Annotated in this window: 19 protein-coding genes; 5 read left to right on the top strand and 14 right to left on the bottom strand. The window is 39.5% G+C overall.

Features of this window, described 5'->3' with window-relative positions; translation table 11 throughout:
* Positions 1-12 precede the first annotated feature (12 nt).
* The 4 genes from ABEA36_RS11455 to phnX are packed head-to-tail and all read left to right on the top strand — an operon-like array spanning position 13 to position 4771.
* Complete coding sequence (locus ABEA36_RS11455) at positions 13-1080, top strand: putative 2-aminoethylphosphonate ABC transporter ATP-binding protein (RefSeq protein WP_345492283.1); 1068 nt, start codon at positions 13-15, stop codon at positions 1078-1080.
* Positions 1081-1084: 4 nt separating this feature from the next.
* Positions 1085-2809, top strand: coding sequence for a putative 2-aminoethylphosphonate ABC transporter permease subunit (locus tag ABEA36_RS11450; RefSeq protein ID WP_345492281.1), 1725 nt, complete (start codon positions 1085-1087; stop codon positions 2807-2809).
* A gap of 31 nt (positions 2810-2840) precedes the next feature.
* Positions 2841-3941, top strand: coding sequence for a 2-aminoethylphosphonate--pyruvate transaminase (locus tag ABEA36_RS11445; protein ID WP_345492279.1), 1101 nt, complete (start codon positions 2841-2843; stop codon positions 3939-3941).
* Positions 3942-3958: 17 nt separating this feature from the next.
* Complete coding sequence (gene phnX, locus ABEA36_RS11440) at positions 3959-4771, top strand: phosphonoacetaldehyde hydrolase (protein WP_345492277.1); 813 nt, start codon at positions 3959-3961, stop codon at positions 4769-4771.
* A gap of 229 nt (positions 4772-5000) precedes the next feature.
* Here phnX and ABEA36_RS11435 read toward each other — a convergent pair whose 3' ends face one another.
* The 12 genes from ABEA36_RS11435 to ABEA36_RS11380 all read right to left on the bottom strand — a co-directional run bounded on the left by ABEA36_RS11435 (position 5001) and on the right by ABEA36_RS11380 (position 19335).
* The gene (locus tag ABEA36_RS11435; RefSeq protein WP_345492275.1) at positions 5001-5975 is read right to left on the bottom strand and encodes a metallophosphoesterase; all 975 of its coding nucleotides are present in this window, start codon (positions 5973-5975) and stop codon (positions 5001-5003) included.
* A 182-nt stretch (positions 5976-6157) separates the two neighbouring features.
* Positions 6158-6853, bottom strand: coding sequence for an HAD family hydrolase (locus ABEA36_RS11430; protein WP_345492273.1), 696 nt, complete (start codon positions 6851-6853; stop codon positions 6158-6160).
* 8 nt (positions 6854-6861) lie between these two features.
* Entirely contained in the window at positions 6862-7851 is a 990-nt protein-coding gene (locus ABEA36_RS11425; RefSeq protein ID WP_345492271.1) for an ABC transporter ATP-binding protein, read from the bottom strand.
* Between the two features lie 3 nt (positions 7852-7854).
* Positions 7855-8646, bottom strand: coding sequence for an ABC transporter permease (locus tag ABEA36_RS11420; protein WP_345492269.1), 792 nt, complete (start codon positions 8644-8646; stop codon positions 7855-7857).
* On the bottom strand, positions 8643-9491 hold the full coding sequence (locus ABEA36_RS11415) for an ABC transporter permease (RefSeq protein ID WP_345492267.1): 849 nt from the start codon (positions 9489-9491) through the stop codon (positions 8643-8645). Before ABEA36_RS11415 ends, ABEA36_RS11420 begins: the two co-directional genes overlap by 4 nt.
* 28 nt (positions 9492-9519) lie before the next feature.
* The gene (locus tag ABEA36_RS11410; protein WP_345492265.1) at positions 9520-10302 is read right to left on the bottom strand and encodes an alkaline phosphatase family protein; all 783 of its coding nucleotides are present in this window, start codon (positions 10300-10302) and stop codon (positions 9520-9522) included.
* 77 nt (positions 10303-10379) lie between these two features.
* Positions 10380-11435 (bottom strand): ABC transporter substrate-binding protein, encoded by a 1056-nt coding sequence (locus tag ABEA36_RS11405; RefSeq protein ID WP_345492263.1) that lies wholly within the window; start codon positions 11433-11435, stop codon positions 10380-10382.
* Positions 11436-11665: 230 nt separating this feature from the next.
* Complete coding sequence (locus ABEA36_RS11400) at positions 11666-11971, bottom strand: DUF2149 domain-containing protein (protein ID WP_345492261.1); 306 nt, start codon at positions 11969-11971, stop codon at positions 11666-11668.
* Complete coding sequence (locus ABEA36_RS11395; RefSeq protein ID WP_345492259.1) at positions 11971-12435, bottom strand: MotA/TolQ/ExbB proton channel family protein; 465 nt, start codon at positions 12433-12435, stop codon at positions 11971-11973. The genes ABEA36_RS11400 and ABEA36_RS11395 overlap by 1 nt, the downstream gene beginning before the upstream one ends.
* A 5-nt stretch (positions 12436-12440) precedes the next feature.
* Complete coding sequence (gene cobN, locus ABEA36_RS11390; protein WP_345492257.1) at positions 12441-16289, bottom strand: cobaltochelatase subunit CobN; 3849 nt, start codon at positions 16287-16289, stop codon at positions 12441-12443.
* Between the two features lie 11 nt (positions 16290-16300).
* Positions 16301-18265, bottom strand: coding sequence for a TonB-dependent receptor plug domain-containing protein (locus ABEA36_RS11385; RefSeq protein ID WP_345492255.1), 1965 nt, complete (start codon positions 18263-18265; stop codon positions 16301-16303).
* A 161-nt stretch (positions 18266-18426) separates the two neighbouring features.
* Positions 18427-19335: a LysR family transcriptional regulator gene (locus tag ABEA36_RS11380; RefSeq protein ID WP_345492253.1), complete on the bottom strand. Its 909-nt coding sequence runs from the start codon at positions 19333-19335 to the stop codon at positions 18427-18429.
* Between the two features lie 260 nt (positions 19336-19595).
* On the opposite strand from ABEA36_RS11380, the gene ABEA36_RS11375 reads away from it, so the two are divergent.
* Positions 19596-20312 carry a pirin family protein gene (locus ABEA36_RS11375; protein ID WP_345492250.1) on the top strand — a complete coding sequence of 239 codons (717 nt, stop codon included), beginning with the start codon at positions 19596-19598 and terminating at the stop codon, positions 20310-20312.
* A gap of 59 nt (positions 20313-20371) precedes the next feature.
* On the opposite strand, the gene ABEA36_RS11370 is transcribed toward ABEA36_RS11375, so the two are convergent.
* Together ABEA36_RS11370 and ABEA36_RS11365 are read right to left on the bottom strand one after the other, a co-directional pair.
* Positions 20372-21007 (bottom strand): LysE/ArgO family amino acid transporter, encoded by a 636-nt coding sequence (locus ABEA36_RS11370; protein WP_345492248.1) that lies wholly within the window; start codon positions 21005-21007, stop codon positions 20372-20374.
* Positions 21008-21268: 261 nt separating this feature from the next.
* Positions 21269-22102: a MetQ/NlpA family ABC transporter substrate-binding protein gene (locus ABEA36_RS11365; RefSeq protein WP_345492246.1), complete on the bottom strand. Its 834-nt coding sequence runs from the start codon at positions 22100-22102 to the stop codon at positions 21269-21271.
* Positions 22103-22124 lie beyond the last annotated feature (22 nt).

Here is a 22124-nt window from a genome sequence, read left to right as displayed (position 1 = left end):
GGATACTGGCTGATGGAATCTTATTTACAGTTAAAACACATCAACAAACAATTTGGTCAATTTACGGCTTTAAATGAGATTAATCTCGCTATTAATCAAGGAGAATTAGTCTGTTTTTTAGGCCCTTCCGGTTGTGGAAAAACGACACTACTCAGGATTATTGCGGGTCTAGAAAAACAATCATCGGGGACAATTATTCAACAAGGACTCGATATTTCACATCGTCACCCAGCCGAACGTGACTATGGTATTGTGTTTCAATCTTATGCGTTGTTCCCCAATCTGACTATCGCCAAAAATATTGCTTATGGACTGGTTAATCGAAAATATGGTACTGACGCAATCAAAACTCGTGTAACTGAATTACTTAATTTGGTTGGTTTAGCCGACAGTGGTGATAAATACCCAACGCAAATGTCAGGAGGACAACAGCAGCGTATTGCTTTAGCTAGAGCACTTGCAACATCACCTAATTTACTCCTGCTTGATGAACCCTTATCTGCACTTGATGCAACCGTCAGAGTTCATCTACGTAATGAAATATGCCGTTTACAAAAGCAGCTTGGCTTAACAACAATTATGGTTACTCATGATCAAGAAGAAGCGCTTTCAATCGCAGACCGCGTCGTTGTCATGAATCATGGCATTATAGAGCAAATTGGTAGCCCACTTGAGATTTATCGAAATCCTGTCTCACCTTTTGTCGCTGATTTTGTTGGTAAAATTAACTGCCTTGATGCAATTGCAGAAGGTAATCATTGGTTTAGATGTGGTGAATTACGTTTACAAAGTCAACAAAAAAAACGGTTTAAACACGGTGAAAAAGTCAAACTTTATCTGCGACCAGAAGATCGTATTATCGAACAATTACCCGCTCATAACGATCACTGTGTTGGGATTATTAAACACATTGAATTTTTAGGTGGAAAATGTCTTGCTGAACTCGAAGTGAGTCGATTAGCTCACCAATCATTACAGTTACAATTTTCAGTGAACCAAATGTATGATCTGAATCTTAAACAAGGTCAGTCCCTGCCGTTTGCCATTCGCACTGATCGTATTCATGTTTTTTCGGTATAATAAAATGCTAAGCGTATCAACCAAAAACCGTTCACCACATGGTTATGCTAAACGATTTAATGGTATTAAAAATGGTAATGGATTGGTCTTTTTAGTGCTACTCATCATCTTATTGTTATTGAGTATTTTTTTAATTGGCCCCTTATTAGCAATCTTATGGCAAATCTTTGATGACTCTTATTCAAAGATGTCTGGTGCAACAGCGATAACCCGCTATCTGAGTTCTCCATCATTATTAACAAGTCTATTTAACAGTCTATTTGTTGCCGTGATAGTCACACTGATCGTTATGCCTTTAGCATTAACGTTTGCTTATGCATTAACTCGAAGCTGTATGCCGTTTAAAAAACTCTTGCGTTCGCTCACGTTACTCCCCCTCTTATCGCCCTCGCTCCTTGCCGCAATATCAATAATATACTGGTTTGGTAATCAAGGCATCGCTAAATCTGTCTGGCAATGTTTAGGGTTTGACAGTATATATGGCGCATCCGGTATTATATTAGCTGAATGCTTTGCTATTTTTCCGCATGTTCTTATGATTTTGGTCACCGCATTATCACTCGCTGATGGTCGACTTTATGAGGCTGCAAATGCGCTTGGTACGAGTAATATACGTAAATTTTTTACGATCACTTTGCCCAGTATTAAATATGGTTTAATTTCAGCATCATTAGTTTCATTTACCTTGGTAATAACGGATTTTGGAATCCCTAAAATTGTTGGTGGTGACTTTGATGTATTGGCCACCGATATTTTCCGTTTAATTATTGGTCAGCAAGATTTTCAGCAAGGGGCGGTAGTTGCAATGTTGCTATTGTTACCTGCGTTACTCACATTCAGTGTTGATTACATCATACGCCATAAACATAGCGCTTCGTTATCAGCACGGGCAGTCACATTAATCCCGAAAGTGAATTTACGATTTGATCGAATAATGATGACATATTGCAGTTTGATTGGTCTATTAATGCTGGCTATGTTTTTAATGGCTGTTTACGCCTCTTTTGTTAGCTTTTGGCCCTATAACCTGACACTGAGTTTGCTTAACTACCGGTCTGTACTATTCGATTCTGAATTAGGTGTTGCTATCTCAAATAGCTTAATTTTAGCAGTTGGCACCACATTGCTTGGCACGGGTTTAGTATTTTTAGGCGCTTATATTTTGGAAAAAACCAAAGGATTTTATTATTTACATACCATTATTCGGTTGTTAGTCGTGTTACCGATGGCCGTGCCGGGTCTAGTGTTGGGGTTAGGTTACATCTTCTTTTTTAATGCCCCAACGAACCCACTTAATATGCTATATCAAACGATGCCATTATTAATATTGTGTACGGTTATTCATTTTTACACGACCTGCCACATGACAATGGTTACCGCCTTAAAAGCGATTGATAAAGAGTTTGAAGCAGTATCAGACTCCTTAAAAGTACCGTTTTATAAAACAATGTGGCGTGTCACATTACCGATATGTTTACCAAGTCTTATCGATATATCACGATATTTTTTTATTAATGCAATGACCACAATTTCAGCTGTGATCTTCCTTTATTCACCCGAAACCCAGCTTGCTTCAATTGCTATTTTGAATTTAGATGATGCGGGTGATGTTGGCGGAGCAACCGCGATGGCGGTAATGATTACGGCTATTTCAATGGCGGCAACCGCTATTTATTTATTACTTGGATGGTTTGTTGATCAGCGTACACAACGCTGGCGCCAGTCATAATAATTCAACCTAAAAACTTACTGGAAATAATATGGACAGAGACAATATTTTACTGACCCCAGGCCCACTGACAACCACACTGAGAACCAAGTTAGCGATGTTAAAGGACTGGGGATCTTGGGATAGTGATTTTAATGCACTCACGGCCAAATTACGCCAACAATTATTAGATATCATTAATGACCAAGGACACTATGTGGTCGTACCATTACAAGGTAGTGGTACTTTTTCTGTTGAAGCTGCAATCGCCACCATAGTACCAAAAGGGGGGCATCTTTTAGTTCTCGATAATGGCGCTTATTGCAAACGTATGGCCAAACTATCTAACATGATGGGGCGTAAAACAACGATCTTAAGTCAAATAGAGCAAGAACCCATTGATCCAGATACGGTTAAAGCTGCCTTACAAGCGGATCCAACAATCACACATGTGGGCTTCATTCATTGTGAAACAGGTACCGGAATCATTAATCCATTAGTCGCAATCAGTGAACTGTGTAAAGCATTTAATGTCGGCTTAATTGTCGATGCAATGAGCTCATTTGGTGCCCTACCCATTGACAGTCAAGACGTTACCTTTGATGCCCTCATTTCAGCAAGTGGCAAATGTTTAGAAGGTGTTCCTGGCATGGGCTTTGTCTTCATTAGAAAAGCAATACTTGCTAAATGTGCTAACAATAGCCACTCATTAGTACTTGACCTTTATGACCAGCACCTTTACATGGAACGTACAGGGCAATGGCGCTTTACTCCGCCAACGCATGTCGTTGCTGCATTAGCGGAAGCAGTGCAACAATTTATTGAAGAAGGTGGTCAAGTCGCTCGTTTAGCTCGCTACACAGAAAACTGTAAAATGTTACTTGATGGCTTATCAGAGCAGGGATTAAAACCTTTTTTAAACCCGGATTATATTTCGCCTATTATTATTACCTTCTTAGCTCCGACGTCACCAAATTATGACTTTAAAACATTTTATAATGATATCAAATCACAAGGATTTATGTTGTATCCAGGCAAACTCACGGATATTGAGACATTTCGTATCGGATGCATTGGTGCAATTGGTAGCAAAGAAATTCGACAAGTCGTTGATACAATAAAATATTGCATGCAAAAAATGAAGATTAACTGAGATAAATGGGAATAACCATGAAAAATAAATATAAACTTTCGGCTGTCGTATTTGATTGGGCCGGTACGACAATTGACTTTGGATCGTGTGCACCGATGGGGGCATTTGTTAAATTATTTGACAAATTTGATATTCAGCTCACGATTGAACAAGCCCGTACGCCAATGGGCATGGCAAAACTCGATCATATAAAAGCATTACTTGCTTTACCAGCGATTAATCAACAGTGGCAACAACGTTATGGCCACCCACCAACAGATGATGATGCTACACATCTATATGACGTTTTTACGCCGATGAACATGGCGATTATTGGAGACTTTGCCCAACTGGTTCCTGGCACACTTGAATTGATTGGGGAACTGCGTAAACGTAATATAAAAATCGGTTCAACGACTGGTTATAACCGCCCCATCATGGAAAAGTTGTTACCCTTAGCCGCCAATGCAGGCTATATGCCAGATAATCTGGTATGTGCAGGTGATTTATCACAAGGCCGGCCTTCTCCATTAATGATGTATCGTACTTTTGCAGATCTGGGCATTTGTTATCCTTATACCGCGGTTAAAGTTGACGATACTGGTGTGGGAATAAAAGAAGGATTAAATGCAGGCACCTGGACTGTCGGCGTAACGATAAGTGGTAACGAAGTTGGATTAAGTTTAGATGAATGGCAAGCGCTCTCACCTGAACAACAAAAAAAACGACGTCATGAAGCCGCTAAAAAAATGAAAGCCGCTGGCGCACATTATGTAATAGATACGATTGCAGACTTGCCACCGGTATTAGACGAGATCGAAAAACGCATCCTTGAAGGTGAACGACCTTAAATAGGCTATGACACGGCAGCGAAGCATCTGTTCGCTGCAAATCTACGCTTAACTGTGCTTTTTTCGTTATTTTTTTATCATAATAGTGAATTATAGTGTAAAAACAGCATGATTATTCGTCGGCTATAGTCCAGTCAGCCATCAAATAGACGCTCTGATATAAACGGGGTTTAAAGACATATCCTTTATTCGCTGTAAAATCGATCATTCTACTTTCCGTCGAGGATAGCTAAATTGCAAGTGAACGACTTTCTTCACGTCCAAAACCTTCAATATCCAAACGATTTTCAGATAGCGTGACAATCGAATACGCCGTTGTTGTCGGGGTTTCGACCATCCCTTTTAGATTAATGAAATGTTTGCCCGCTAACTTACCATAATTACCTTGATGATTGTGACCACAAAAATAGGCTAAAACATTGGGATAAGCAGTAAGCAGCTCAACGAGTTCGTCACTGTCCCATAAATTATGCTCATTTGCCGGAAACACAGGATAGTGACAAAAAACAATCACCGACTCGTGATTCTCGTTTGCTGCAGCTAACGTTAACTTGAGCCAATTAAATTGCGTTTCAGACAGGGAACCATTCCAACTTTTTGCATTGATCGCGCCCTTAGCTTGTAAATTAGCCAAACGTTCGGTTGCAATCGCAATGCGAGGATCATCAACCAAACCAAGATAAGGATTACCTTTAGGCGGAGCAAATAAACTCACATCATTACCATCTAACACAATAAAGCGGTATTGCCCAACTGAAAAGTCATAATAGGTGTTATCTAAACCATTGATTCGAGCAACGGATTGAAGGTAGTCAGCCGCGACCGAGTAATCGTGATTGCCTAACACAAAAAAATTAGGGTGCCTTAGCCGATCATAAATGGGTAATATATCATCATAACTGCTCCAATGGCGGTCAATCATATCACCGAGCGTGATCACAAAATGTAAATCGGTTTGATTAAATGCGGCAATGCATTCTTCAAGTTTCCATAAACTATTGGCATAAAAACGACTGCCTTTGTTAGAGGGAATCGCCGCATATTGTGGATCAGCAATGACACCAAAACGCAATGTATCAAGCGGCGGTGTATTTGACTCATTCACTGTATGTTGTGTCACCGTTGATGCATTAGCGGCTTGTGTGAGTAATGAGGCTGCAGAAATTAGCGACACATTTTTAATCAAATTACGCCGAGATATCATATTATTAACCCCTAAATGAATTGGAATTATTATTTATTGTGAACGAAACAAATGAGATCTGTTTCATCGATGATCAACCTCATCATAACCAATGATCATGGCAATTTTATGACATAGGGTGTTAATCATCACTCATCAATGGACATTCGGTGGCTCAAGCAATACCTCTCCTTAGCACAGCACTAATCAGTCATAACCTGATCGCTAAACTCACTGACGGTTTTTTCAAAATAATGAATGGGCCACTGCTTAGCTTGTGCTAATTGATGTAGCTTGCAATCTGGGTTTATCACTTGTGGAAACTGGACTAATTGTAATAACGGTTCATCATTGATGGAATCACTGTAAAAATAAGTGTCAGCAAAATGACCGTATTGTTGATGGGTATATTCACGTAACTTATCCACTTTGCCAGCTTGATATGGCACAATACCCGTCAGTTCTGTCGTGTAATTTTGAGCAGTCTTTTTAACATCAATGCCATAGGCATGTTCAACATGAAAACAGCGCCGACCAATTGCGCCCACTAATAGCTGTGCAGACGCCGAGATGATTAATACCGCATCTCCCTGCTGCTGGTGCTGTCGAAGTAGTGCTAAACTTTGCAAATAAATACGAGGTTTGATCTGTTCATCAATAAACCGTGAAACTAATATATCCATTTGTTCAAACGGTAGGTGAATAACTGGTTGTAGCGTTAATTTGATATAGTCAGCAATATCCAATTGACGGGCTTCATACTGCTGCATAAGTGCTTGTTCACGCTGCAAATAAGCCGGTATATCTGCAACCAATTGATTTTGGCATAGCCACTGACTCCATAATGTTGTTGAGTCTTCATTGATAAGTGTTTTATCTAAATCAAATACGGCAATCATGATGTTTCCTAGTGACGAATAAAATGAAATTGATTAGGTGTGAAACTGATTTTTATGGGGGTTTTGACTTTAAATAGATCGTGTTCACTGCGATGCAAATGATCTACCGATAGCACAATTCCCCGCACCATAACTTGATAACGAATAATATTACCAAGCATCGCATAATCAACGACTTCTGCATCAATCCCTTGTTCACCGATCTTAATCGACTCAGGACGAATTGCAACGGATTGTTCACTAGTTTGCTGCGTTAAATGCTGAAAATCGTGTGCACTAAGTAAATTATAATGACCAATAAATTCAGCCACAAAACGGGAGGAAGGTGATAAATAAAGGGATTCAGCATCCCCCATTTGTTCGATATTACCTTGGTTAAGCAAGACAATTTTATCTGACATAGTCAATGCTTCTTCTTGATCATGAGTCACAAATAGCATTGTCATATTCAGCTCTTTTTGAATTTGACGAAGTTGTTGCCGTAAATGTTTACGAATTTTTGCATCCAAGGCCGATAACGGTTCATCTAATAACAGCAATTTAGGTTTAACAATTAGGGAGCGTGCCAATGCAACACGTTGACATTGACCACCAGATAACGCCGTAGGTAATTTATGTAAGTGGGGTTTGAGATCAACCAAATCGACCATTTTTTCTACAGCAAACAGAATCTGTTCTTTGGGTAACTTTTGCATTTTTAAACCAAATGCAATATTTTCAAACACCGTCATATTGGGAAATAATGCATAATGTTGAAACACCATGCTAATTTGGCGATGTTTAGGTGCCATGTGGGTAATCTCTTTTCCATCAAGCATTATTTGCCCACCATCAAGTGATGTTAAACCCGAGATACAGCGCAACAATGATGACTTACCACACCCACTTGGGCCAAGCAATGTCACAAACTCACCTTGTTCAGCAGTAAAACTGATGTGATTTAAAATGGTTTGACGCCCAAATATTTTATGAACCTGCTTTATTTGAAGATAACTCATACACTACCCTTTTTTGCGGTTGACCCGCATCACAATAAAACTCAATAACATGACAAGAAAGAAATAAGACGACAAGATTGCACTAGCAAAATGCCCGCTTTTCCCATTCATATTGAATAAGTACACTTGTAATGTTTCAAAGCGATTACCCACCAAAATATTGGCAAACACAAACTCACCAATTAAAAATGAAAAGGCTAACAATAAACCACTCAATACACCATGTCGTAAATTAGGCAAAATAATACGCAAAAACGCGTAGAATTTATTTGCCCCAAATAGTGTTGCACAATCAATCAGATCATGGATTGCCAGCGTTTGAACACTATTGATAATACTTCGATAGACAAACGGTAAAGCAATCGTAAAGTAGCAACCTAACAAAATCCACGGCGTTCCGGTTAATAGAAATGGCGGCTCAGAATAGATCTGCATTAAGCCAATCGAAGAGACAATTGGCGGCATAGCAAACGGAATTAGAATCACGAAATTCATGATTTTTTGGCTTTTGGGGGCATAGTAAGTGACGAAAAAGATGAGCGGTAACAACAACACAAATGTTAACACAATTGCCGCGCAGCTTATTAAAAGTGAGCGCCCTAACGCAGCTAAAAACCGCGCATCTTGCCATAGTTGGACAAACCACTTAAAGGATAAACTGTCGGGTAAAATGGAGGCCCCCCAGCTGCTTGATAAGGCATAAATTAGCGTAGTCACGATGGGAATAGCCATGATCAAAAAAACAATCAACAATGTCATATAATGGTAAATTTGACTAAAACGCGATGGGTTCATGATTTCTCCCCAATTTTTTTAGGTGAGATCAGAAACTGATTAATGATCGTAATAGTCACTAAAATGACCATTAACAACATCGCTAATGCACTTGCGGTGTAAGGATCGTAAAATACATCGCCCGTAATCAACGCTGAGATTCGAATCGGAATCACTAAGTAATTACTGCCTGACAATGCATACAATGTTGCGTATGCACCAATTGCATTGGCAAATAAAATAATGCAGGTACCAATAATCGGCCGTATCAAAATCGGCAATCCAATATAACGCCAATAAGCATATACCGACGCCCCCAACAAATCAGCTGACTCTTTCCACTCTCGTTTTACGGACTGAAAAGCAGGATAAAGCAGTAAAATGCCTAATGGGATCTGAAAGTAAGTATAAATAAGAATTAGCCCTGATGTACTTTTGATATTCATCACCCCGATATCAAGCTGCCTTAAAATTAGGGTAATACAGCCATTAGCTCCAAGTAAAATTAAAAAAGCAAAAGCTAATGGTACGCCACTAAAATTACTGCTCATATTAGTGAAAGAAAGCAAAATATGCTGCAATCGACCCTGCTTAATCTGTGTCAAAGAATAACTCCCCCACAGTGCAATAGTTAACCCTAACAACGTCGACCAAAAAGATAATGAAAGTGACGAGAGGATTGATTTAATATCTAACTTCGATTGAAAGATATTGTAGTAATTGGTTAACCCCCAAGTCTGCTCAAAATCATCAAAAAAACTGTGTTTAAATACCCAATAAAACGGTAACAATTGAAATAAAAAAAACACAATCAGAAAAGGAATCACCAATAAAATGGGTGATACTCGGATAAGATGTTTAGACATAATCACTCACTTATCATACCCTTGGGTATCATTTTGTATTGTGGGGAATATTGAGTAATTGACACGTTAACGCACAAAGGTCTGTTTGTAAGATCGTTTGCTCGGTTAAACGCTCGTGTTGATGACCAAAAATAAACAGCGGTACTTGCTGCTCATCCGTTAAATTACCACCATGTGAACGGTCACAGTTCATGCCATGATCTGCGGTGATGATAACTTGATAGCCTTCTTCGAGCCACTGCGGTAAAAAATTTGACAATATACTGTCTGCTTTACGTGCCATGTTTCGATATTGAGGACTATCACTCCCATAGTGGTGACCGGTGTCATCAATATTCATACTGTGAATAAACAAAAAATCAGGATGATACTGACGTCGGAGATGTTCTGCATCTAGAAATAGGTGTGAGTCAGGATAATGATCTTCAAAATAAAAATGCGCATAGGGGATCGTTAATGCGTTATCGGCAACATGACGATCTTGAATCGGATCAAAGGGAGTACGATTATACAGTTCACTCACCCAATGGTAAGCTGCAGCACCGCTGACTAGGCCGGCTTGTTTAACATAGTGAAAAATACTTTTCTGCGTCGATAATCGACTGACTTGATTATTCACAATACCACTATCCACAGGCCTAACACCCGTTAGAATACACTCATAAAGCGGCCTTGATAGGGAAGGAAGCTCACAATTAATCACGCGTAGATGGCCTTTTTTAGCCGTACACTCAGCCAATAAATAGCCCATTGCATGCTCGGCTACCGCGTAGTTTAGCCCATCTAAAACAACTAAAATGACTTTATTCATTTGACGTCCTTGCAACTTAAGCCACTGCATAAGGCAGTGACTCAATCATGAAAAATGTATTGATGTATTACACTCGACTACTGCATCTCACTGACAACATGTTCTTGCCATAACTGTGGAATAGTGCGCGTGGTCTTTTCCCACACATCAAAATCTTTGATGATATAGACGTTTTTGTATTGTTCAGCGGGTAACAGCTTATTTTGCGCTTCTGCTGGGAATGTGATGAATTCTGAGCGAATTGGTCTTGCATAACCAAGTGCTAAGTTGATTTGACCTTGGTCTGAAAAAATATATTCACGGGCCAATTTTGCCGCATTAGGATGCTTAGCAAAACGGTTGATAATCGTGGTATAACCTGACATGACAGAGCCATCAGAAGGAATTAATACCTCAAAGCGATCACGATCAATAATATCGCGGTAATTTAGCCCATTAAAATCCCACATAATGGCAACTTCGACTTCTTCCTTTTCAAGACTGGCAATCGTTGGATTGCTCAAATTTAAGCGGTTTTGTTTTGCAAGCTTTTGGAAAAATTCAATACCTGGCATCAGATTTTTTTCATCGCCACCAAAGGAGTAAGACGCAGCGAGTAATGCATTAACGGATTGGGCTCCGGTTAACATATCGCCGACAGTAACGACATATTGACCATTGAGTAAATCACGCCATGAGGTCGGAATATCTTTAACTAAACGCTTATTCACAATAAAGGCAATGGTGCCGGTATAGGCAACTGCCCAATGACCCTCTTTATCTTTTGCCCATTGTGGAATCTGCTGCCACGTTGTGGGTTTATACGGCTGTGTTACGCCTTTTTTAACCGCGATCGGTCCAAATGAAATTCCCACATCACCAATATCTGCACTGGCGTTATATTTTTCATTGCTGAATTTAGCGATTTCTTGGGCTGAGCTCATGTCGGTATCAACATGTTCTAATTGATATTTTGCTGTAATTTGTTGCCAGGTATCTTTCCAATTCGCCCATGTATCAGGCATACCAACACTATTGACCACGCCTTCTTGACGAGCCAGTTTTTCAATTGTGGCTAAATCATCATTTGCCTGTACGGTGAAACTGTATACCATCACGCCTGCTAGCATTGAGCCTAAAATCAGCTTTTTCATAAAAACTCCTGTGTGTATGATTCAGGCATACTATAAGGAAAGTTTTTTACATTTTTATGACAACGTTTTAGCTAAAGCCAATAGTCGCGCGATTTTATTAGCGGAACAAGTTATCGATATAAAAGCGATAAAAATAACTAACACAATAATAATATTGAAATTATTAACAAAGATAAATAAAACAAACGCGAGGGGATATTTTTTTAAGCCTATCCCCTTATTGATAGGATTTATTCCGGAATATAAATCATTCGCCCATCATCAAGGCGATAGGTTGCGCCGACTTTGCTACCGACCCCTTCACCAATTTGTTGCGACGTTTCATATTTGGTTAATTCTTCCCCCTGCTTAATAATAATCTTCATATTGTCTTTACCTGGGTTTTCAATAATCGTCATATCCTGTTGATTAAATGGATTAAGTGGATTTTGTACAATGACAATCAATAAAATCCCAATAACCACTAAAAATAAATCGATAAGATTGACGACCGACAATAATGGATCATCCATTTCATCATCTTCTAAAAACCGCATTATGAAACTCCTTGCTGTTTTTCGATTGTACGTAAATCTTCCAGTAACCATCGACGCTTAATCGTTAAGATAAAAAAGGTAATACTGGCACTTAATAACGATAAAATGACCGCTGAAAAGGCAACCACCAAATTCTCACCAATCGTTTTTGCATCACTTTGTGTTAATGCTAATAACGCAGGCCCCATGGGGATCATTGTCGCAATCAGTCCTAACATTGGTGTGCTACGCGATACCACACGTAATAATTCTAAGCGTTTCATTACTTGCAGTTCTAAATCATCAAGCGCAACGCGACTTTGAAGTAACGGCGATTGATAACGACCGTAGCGACGTAAGCCACCTTCAATACAAAAGCTGCCTAAAGCAAAAAAAGCATAAGCCAGTGATAATAAAATCAAGATTAGAACGGGAATTAAAAATAGATGGCTGATTTCATACAGCACGGTTTCGAGCATATTCATAAATACTAAGTCCTTACATTTCGTGTTATTTGGTAAATCATACCGCTTAAAAAACAGCTTAAAATCAACAGTAGGCCGATTAACGGATAAGTCATCTCTTGACTTTGGGTTGAGGATTGTTCACTAACCTGTGCTAAGACTTGACCTCGCAGTATCGGTGGAGATGACTGACTGGCTTGTTGTAAACCAAATCCAGCCGCTAACTGTTCAATATATTGACGCGTGACTTGATGCTTATCAACTAAAGACACCTGTGCCGTCAGCTGTTGCCAGCGTTCAACTAATTCGCGTTTTGTCTGCTCATCAGCCTGCCAATAATCTTTACGAATGGCTTCAACCATTCTTTCAACCAATTGCAATTGTGCCGAAGGATTGTGTTTTTCATACCATTGATTTAATTCTAAATTATATTTATCTTTGATAAACACTTCGTGTAGCGTTTGCCACTGGTCATCGCGTACTGCACTTTGATTCATGACCTGCCAGCCCCACAAATTATTTGCCATATTTAAAATACTTAATGTACCGGCATATCCCTCTTTTTTCATCTCACTAATCCACTGTGGATTGAAGTACTGGGCACGTAATTCGGTGGCTAAGAATTTATCTAACTTAACGGTTTTTGGCTGCTTTTGCCTTAAATCTGAAATATACAGATCCGGCGCCTGCCCATTTAAATACTCTACCGCGAGGGACAATCCACCTAAGAATTCAAATGGATGATCCGTCGACAAAACGCCATTTAAATGGGTTGAACGAGCCAATACCGCAACATCAACACCTTTGAGCTGTTCACTATACAAATTGACGTTATTGAGTGTTACTTGCCAGTTATCATCCGCTGCGCCATAGCCATATTGCAAACTCGAGAGATATTGCTCGGCAATCACATGATCATTGTCCCAATGCTGCGAATCTAATGTCAGATCAGTGACGGCGGTACCATAGCTGCCCATTTGACCACCAAAAATACGCAGCTGCGCATAATCATCAGCATGCTGGCTCGGTACGCCTTGATCAATCAATTGCCTTGCAAGCTGTTGACTATGCTGACGAATCGGATTATCGGCTTCGTCATAGTGCGCTAATTCATCGATGGCTTTTGCTAATAAGCGCATAAAGACGTCAAATTGATCACGATAGACACCGGTCACCTGAATGACAACATCGATACGCGGATGATCAAGTTCATTTGCCGGGATAATCTCTAATTTACTCACTCGGCCATTACGTTCCCACACAGGACGTAATCCCAGAGCATGTAGGATCTGACTTTCTGTAACACCAAAATGACGAATCGCTTCAGATGACCATAAGCTAAATGCCAGTTTATTTGGCAACATACCATCATGATTTTGCTGATAGTTTTCAAGTAACTGCTCAAAGGCTTGCTTACCTGTTTCATAAGCACTTTGAGTTGGTACTTTATCGGCTTCAAACGCATAAAGATTACAGCCATTGATTAAATCTGGATTACGTAATGGATCGCCACCACGGCAAGCCGGGACAAAGCCACCACTTAAACCATTAAGTAATGCTGACATCTCATCTATATTGGCTAAGTTACCTTCATATTGCTGCGCTTTCATCAACTGGGCTTGTAACAATGGATCGCTTACTTGATCGATCTGGCCGCCTTGATGTAAATAATATTTCAGTGATAAATAAGCCGGTTGCTGTTTTAAACGTTCAATATCCAAAGCAAAGAGATCATTGCGATGGGTTGCAAATAATGAGTAATACTCTTCGCCTAATTGCATTAATACTGTTATTAAACGTAAATCAGCCTCATTGGCTTGGCCAAAGGTATGTAAACCAAGTGGAATTGCTTTTGCCGCGATCTGTTCAAGGTATTCATGTAAGTCAGCTAAAAATGCGTCATAATGCGCTAATGTATCGTGTTCTTGCCAGCCTAGGTCTTGACCTATATTGAGTGAAGGGGCAAACACGAGTTGATTAATTTTGCGCTTTAATTGCTCTTTCACCATGCCCTCATCAATTTGTTGATACTCATTCAAAACTTGGTTGATATCTTTAAGTTCTTCATACAATCCAGCTGGGGCAAAAACGGGTGTTTGGTGACTAATCGTAATGCCTCGTCCGCGGCGCTTAACTTGCAATGCTTCACTGATATTATCTTGTATATAAGGGTAAAACACAGGTAAATCAGCAATCGGCAATAGCGCAAAATCATTGATGGACAAACCACGATCTTTGCCAGGTAACCACTCTTGCGTGCCATGTGTTCCTAAATGGATAATCGCATCAGCATTGAATTGCATTCTCAGGTACAGATAACCCAATAAATAAATATGATCTGGCGGTAGCGTTGTGTCATGATAATGAGCCTCAGGCGAGCCCGCTCTGGGTGGCTGCGGCATGATCATTAAATGACCAAACATGGCCCGTGGAATAATAAAGTAGCCTTCATCGGCGGAGCGATAAGCCCAATGTTTCTGCGGTTCACCCCATGTTTTAATCATCAACGCTTTGTGTTGTGATGGTAGCGAGTCTAAATAATGTTGATAAACTGATAATGGTACTTTATCTGCTAAATCTTGCGCTAACAGCTCATCTAACGTTGTATTATCGTAATAACCGAGCAGTAACTTTTGCGCCTGTACAATGAGAGTTTGTTCATCTGCGGGCGAGATGGAATATCCTGCGCGTTGAAAGGCTTGCATCATTTCAACAATACTTTTAGGCACATTTAAATAGGAGGCTGAAATATTATTTTGACCATCAGGATGATTCCAAAAGAGCAATGCCAAACGCTTATCAATATTGGGCATATTTTTAAGCTTACTTAATCTGACCAACTTATCCAATAAGCCATCAATTTGTTCAGCAATCGGCACGATTTCACCGTTTTCTATCGCCGAAATAACTAAAGGATCACTTAAACCCGCCGTTTCGGGTATTGTCATTAATACAGCCGTCATTTGCGGTGAAATTCCACTGACACTATGTTGCCACGTAAAAATATCACCAAAACGGTAATTGAGCGCTTGTAAAACAGGCACATTAATTTGTGCAAATTCAAGTTTGCGTTGCTCTAAATTCTGCATATGTTGAGTATTAACAATCGCATCAATGGGATAAGCATTAAAAAGGGGGACAAAGGCTTGCTGAACTTGATGATCATACCAATAAAACAGTGGAAATATGCCCTTTAATTTCGCTTGTTGTGCAATATACTCAATGGTTTTTAATTCACTATCGGAGATTAAGTTTGAATGGATAGTAAATAATACATTAATAAAATCAGCTGAAGCCGTCTGTTGCTTCCATGCCATTAATTGATCGATGTTGTCAAAAACATCCGGAGCATCCGGATGATAAAAACCGCTTACGGGTAATAATTTAATCGGGTAGATAACCTGACTATCACCACGATTGAAATAGCGATAAACATAGTCAAATAGATGATGATAATTTTGTTCACCACCATTTTTATAATAGCCTAGCATCGTAGCCGCAATGGTTTGTTTTATATTCGCTGATTGTTTATTTAAGCTAATCCACGGTATTTGGGTCTGCTTTAGATAAGGATCTAAGTGTTGATGTAGCTGTACTAAATCAATGCTTCGAATTGCATCGACAATAATCAATGATGCTTGATCAAGATCCGCGGGTAAACCTGCGTTATCCGTCACCGGCCATGCTTTAACAGTAACATGGTGATCTTGTGACCATTGTGATAATTTTACAAACTTAGACTCCAACGAAAAGGGACTATGTAAGATATACACAACAGGCTGTGCCTTGGGCTCGCTTGCGGGTGCATAGAAACTATAAAACAAACAGCACCCCACCAAATAAACAATAAATTTATAGTGTTTTAATAATATCATTGACTCACCTATTAGAACTTAATCGTTAGCCCAGCTGTGATTGTTCGCCCTAACTCTTCATAGTTATAGTGCTCACTTTTATCCGCTAAACGCTGGTTGGTGAGATTATGCAGATTAAATTGTGCAGTGATATTTTTAGTCACATCGACATTGAATCCAGCATGCCATAACGTATAAGCTGGGACATGGTACCGAACCGTTGTCCCATCGACAATTTGGCTACCAATGTATTCACCTCGTAATACCAGCGTTAACATATCATCATAACGCCATTGTAATTTCATATTTGCCATATGATTAGAACGACCCGCTAGCGGTTGATGCGTTAATTGGTTTTTAGCATCGATATAGGTATAGGTGATACCCCAATTAAATTGATACGGTAAATCAACATCAAAACCGGCTTCTATACCACGAATTTTTGCCTTATCCACATTTTGGTAGGTGCGTAATTCAGCGCCACCAACACCGCACTGACGCACACATCGGGTCTGAATCAGATTACGGATATTATTACGGAAGATACCAACATTAAAATGTAAATCATCAATAACAACATTTGTATTTAATTCATAAGTGGTACTTTGCTCTGGTAGTAAGTCTGGATTACCTTGTATAGTAAAACGTCCCGCGCCCCCTGTTGCAGTATAATCAGCGGAACTCTGTTTTAATGTTGGTGATTTAAACCCTCGCCCGCCCCCCCCTTTGATTGTCCAGTTATCATTAACGTGGTGAACTAAATAAACCCTTGGGCTGTTATTCCAACCAAAGCTATTTTGATAATCAAAGCGATTCCCGACTAATAACGACCAACGATAATCATCCGTTAAATCAATCTGGTCTTGAATAAAAAAGGCATTTTTAATCACGCTATTTTTACCCGTTGTAAAGCCCTGACTTTCGAGTTCTTCTTTACGCCATTCATTACCCAGCGTCACTAAATGACGCTCAAAAAGGGGGGCAGAAATATGTGTATCAAAAATGGTATCGGTAATATGCTGATGTGGATTACCAACAGGGACATTATGGCTATAACGCAAATCATGCGCCAACGTATTACGATAAAGATTGACGGTCGTTTGCCCCCAATCCCAATTACCTTGGTGAGATAAGCTATACCCTTTACGGCGTATTTTTTCATTTACTTGATAATATTGCACAGGTAAAGGCGGACGAGAAGCCCGTGAGGTATTTCGATTAATTTTATCAGTATTATCAGAATATTGGATATCAATCGTTTGTTGCTCGGTCGGTTTATAGCTTAAGCTAATATTGGCATTATCACTTTTAATGCCTTGGAAATCGGATAATTGCGGGTTATCTTTGCTTAAAATATTAGCACGATAATAACGATCGCCACTAACCGTTAGGTAAAGCGTATCATCAACAATCGGCCCACTTAAATAGCCACCAATTTTATTATTACGTGTGGTTGATAAGCCGTCGGTTAAACCGCCTTGTAAACTCAGATCACCTTGCCATGTTTGCTGATGTTTACGTGTAATGATATTAATGACGCCACCTAACGCTTCTGAACCATAAAGCGCCGACATCGGCCCTTTTATCACCTCAATGCGTTCCACCGAATCGATTGGCACTGAATTTAAATCAAAATTCGCGTGTGCGATGGCATCCGTATTATTAATACGCTTGCCATCAATTAAAATCAGTGTATAAGACGTTGGCATGCCATGAATACTTATCGCTTGGCGATTCATACCAATTCCTGCCATCTGAATACCCGGTACGCCACGCAGCGCATCTTGCAAATCAACAGCATTACGTTGTGCAATATCTTGCCGGGTGACAATGGCGACATTGGCGGGCGCATCCTGCACAGATAACGCCGTCGAGGTCGCGGTGATCACCATAGTATCTTGGGTATTAGCGAAGGATGAAAAGCTAAAACCAGAAAAAGTAAAAAGCAATGAATAGAGTGTCTGTTTCTTGATATTTTTGAGTGTGAATTGTTTCATGAGTCTCTACTGTATTATGTTATTTTTTTGCAAATGTTATGTTATAACATTACAAATATCAAGCGATATCTCAACACAAATTCTAAGCTACTCATAAAACTAAATTATTCTTTTGGCCGTCAATTAAAAACCCGAAATAGACGGTTAATGCACCACGTCTTTTAACGCATCGGCTTAATGACCTCCGGCAACCATTGTTGAGATAATGCATTTTTCCACCACGTTAAAGCCTGACCATGATCGCCGCTACGCCAAGCTAAATAGAATGTTTCATCCGCTTTAGGCTCAATCACTTGCATTTCAATCAGCAGGCCTTGTTGTATTGCCTGTTCGATACATACCCGAGGTAAAAAACCATGCCCTAAGCCCGCTATTTGCAAAGCCATTTTATCGTTTAAATTACTAACGGTAATTTGCTTTTGCCCATCATATAAGCCCGCCGTGCGTAAAGGCAAATGCCTTGCACTATCCCCGATGACAATCGCGGTATGTTCAAGTAACTGGTATTTACTTAAAGGCTGCGTTTGGGCTGCTAAAGGATGGTTTGGTGAAACACAAAATGCAAAACACACTTTCCCCACCGGATAGGTTTGGTAACCGCCGCCTGCGGGACCAACGCCTCCTGCAATAATCAAATCAGCTCGCTGTTGCATTAACGCTTCCCAAGTGCCTGTCATCACTTCTTGCTGAAAGTGCAAACGGGTATATTGAGCTGAATGCATAAATTGCTGAATATGGTCGGTTAATGCTGATAATGGAAATAAGGCATCCAGAGTAATATTTAACTCGACCTCAACCCCCAGTGCCATCTTATATAAACGTGACTCCAGATCTTGGGCTGCGCTGAGTAGACAACGCCCTTCTTCAAGTAACTCCTGCCCAAGTGCCGTTAATTTAACGTGTGGCCCGTTACGTTCAAAAAACGTAATCCCCATTTGTTCTTCTAATTTCGCCACCGTATAAGAGATGGTAGAGGGGACTTTATGCAGTACCTCGGCAGCCGCTGAGAATGAACCCGCACGGGCTATCGTATCAATTGTATGAATAGCATCTAATGATAAGCGTAACATAACCTCTCCTGATTTTATCAAGCCAATCTGACTGGCACGCGTTAAGATATGTATAAAATAATATTCGATTTTTTCGATAATATCGTTGCAATACACTCGCTTTTAAATTCAAAATTGTCAGATAAAATATACCATATATTAAATAAATAACGTATTTTTTAAATTTTAAAATTTGCAACATAAACAATTATTATGCGTCTCGATCATTGAGCATTGCATCAAACGGTGCGAGACATAACCTAATGACTAAGGAGATAACCATGTTTGAATTACGTAAAGCAAACGACCGTGGACATGCCGATCATGGTTGGCTAAAATCATGGCATACATTTTCATTTTCTAACTACTACGACCCAAAACAGATGGGGTTTTCTGATTTATTGGTGATCAATGATGACTATATTGCTGGGCATAAAGGCTTCGGTACGCACCCTCATAAAGATATGGAAATCTTTACCTATGTTTTAGACGGTGCATTAGAACATCGGGATTCAATGGGTAACGGTGAAGTGATTAACCCTGGTGATGTACAAATGATGAGTGCGGGAAGTGGGATATTACATAGCGAAATGAATCCGCTTGCGAATAAAACAACCCATTTACTGCAAATTTGGATTATACCGGATCGTAAAAGTGTTACGCCACGCTATCAACAAGTCCATTTTACGGAGCAAGATAAACGCGGCAAACTTCGCTTGATTATCTCGCCGAATGGCGATGAACAATCGCTTTCAGTTTATCAAGATATCCGCGTTTATGCAGGTCAATTTAATGGTGATGAAACCGCATCATTAAATGTTGGTGATAACCGTTATGTTTATGTGCATGTTGCGACAGGAGGTATCACGTTAAATGGTATCGAATTAACTGCAGGTGATGGTGTTAAAGTCCGTCATGAACAACAACTGCATTTTAGTTCGGGCAAGCATGCAGAAGTCTTGGTATTTGATATGCGGCCCAATGAATTACCTGCTTAAATGCTTGATAAAATAAAAGCCACGCTTATCAGTGGCTTTTTTATTGATGATAAATACTATCAACTTATAAACTGTGTGTATAAAAAGAACAATAAACTCAGTGCGATGGCCCACATTAAAACCCCGATACAAAACTCAATAACTTGCCAAACCTTTGGACGAGTAAAGTAAACCGACAGTTTTTGTGCGCCATACCCCAGTGAATAAAACCAAATCAATGATGCCAATAATGTCCCCGTAACAAAAGCCAATTTTTCCATTGATGATGCTAACGTTACCGACACACCGCCAATAATGACAACCGTATCGAGGTATACATGGGGATTAAGTAATGTTATGCCAAGCGTTGCCGTTATACTACTTAACACACTAATTTTATTTGTACGACCATTTTGCACACTGAGTTGCGATAACCCTTTGAAAGCGGAACGGAACGACAAAAATCCATACGTAAATAAAAAAATTGCTCCCGCTAACGTTAAGGTGATGAGTAATACATTATTCGCACTAATGATTTCACCAACGCCAAATACACCCAAGCACATAAGTAAAAAATCACACAGAAAACACACTGTACAGACCCAAAAAATATTGTTTTTCAATAAACCTTGTTTAAGTACAAATGCGTTTTGTGCACCAATTGCACAAATCAGTGAAATGCTGACAGTAAACCCTTTAAGTAGTGTGAATAACATGATGTGTCCATATGATAAAAGTCTCCCATATTTTACGTATGGTACTTTCATTCCTTTACTTTTTTAACATGTGAAAATTGATACGTAATTTTAATCTATTTTTAGGATGAGTGGCACTAGTGACAAGTAAATTTTTGATAAGGTAGCGGCATAGCAGACTAAAACCGATAATATAAAAAAACCGTCTTGCCATGTTAGCTGACAATGCATCTTAAGCAAAAAAACACATTGTCAGTATTATGATGAACTAACCATCAATCCTTATTGTTGTGGCCAAATAAAACGGCCTTTTGCATCAGGATCCGTTTCAAGGAATGTGCGCAGTTGCTGTGATTGATATAACGTTTTAACATCCTGAGCCCATTGCGTATTCACATCTGCTTTTCTCACCACGACCATCAGTTCAAGTTCTGGTGATAATTGTTCTTGGTATAACGCATATTCAGCAGGGACTTTACTCATCCAAGCAACGCCTCCAGGCATAACCGCAAAATCGACTTCATCAAGCATTCTTGGAATCAATTCAGATAATACAACCTTAAATTGTAAGTTATATTTATTTTCAGCAATATCCAGTAAACTTGCGGTACCTAAATTTGTATCGGGTTTAAAGGTAATCCAGTTTAATTTTTCTAATAAAATCAAAGCTCTTGATGTATTAGAGGGATCATTAGGGATCGCCACAGTTTGTCCATTAGCCACGTCATTAATCGATTTATGATTTTTTGAGAAAACGGCCGCAGAGATCGATGGGATATGCACTAATGACACTAAATCATTACCGGTTTCTTTATTATACACATCTAAATAAGCTTGATGTTGAGCAGCATTTAAATCAATCGCACCTTCAACAATAGCGGTATCCGAATCACGTAATGAACTGAAATTCATCAATTTTACGCTATACCCCATCTTTTCTAATTCCGGTTTAACTAAGCGCTCCATCATAATATTATGCATACTTGGTGGTAAACCAACCACGATCTCTTTTTTATCAGCCGTATTGGACGCAGAAGACTTATCGGATGAGTTATCACACGCCATCAATATAAAACTCAGCAACAATAAAACAGGCAAGTAAAGGTATTTTCTCATATTGACTCCTCAAATGTTATGT

The sequence above is a fragment of the Orbus sasakiae genome, assembly GCF_039542345.1.
Taxonomy (GTDB): domain Bacteria; phylum Pseudomonadota; class Gammaproteobacteria; order Enterobacterales; family Orbaceae; genus Orbus; species Orbus sasakiae.
The sequence above is the reverse complement of the archived record's forward strand: the minus strand, read 5'-3'. Positions and strand labels throughout refer to the sequence as shown.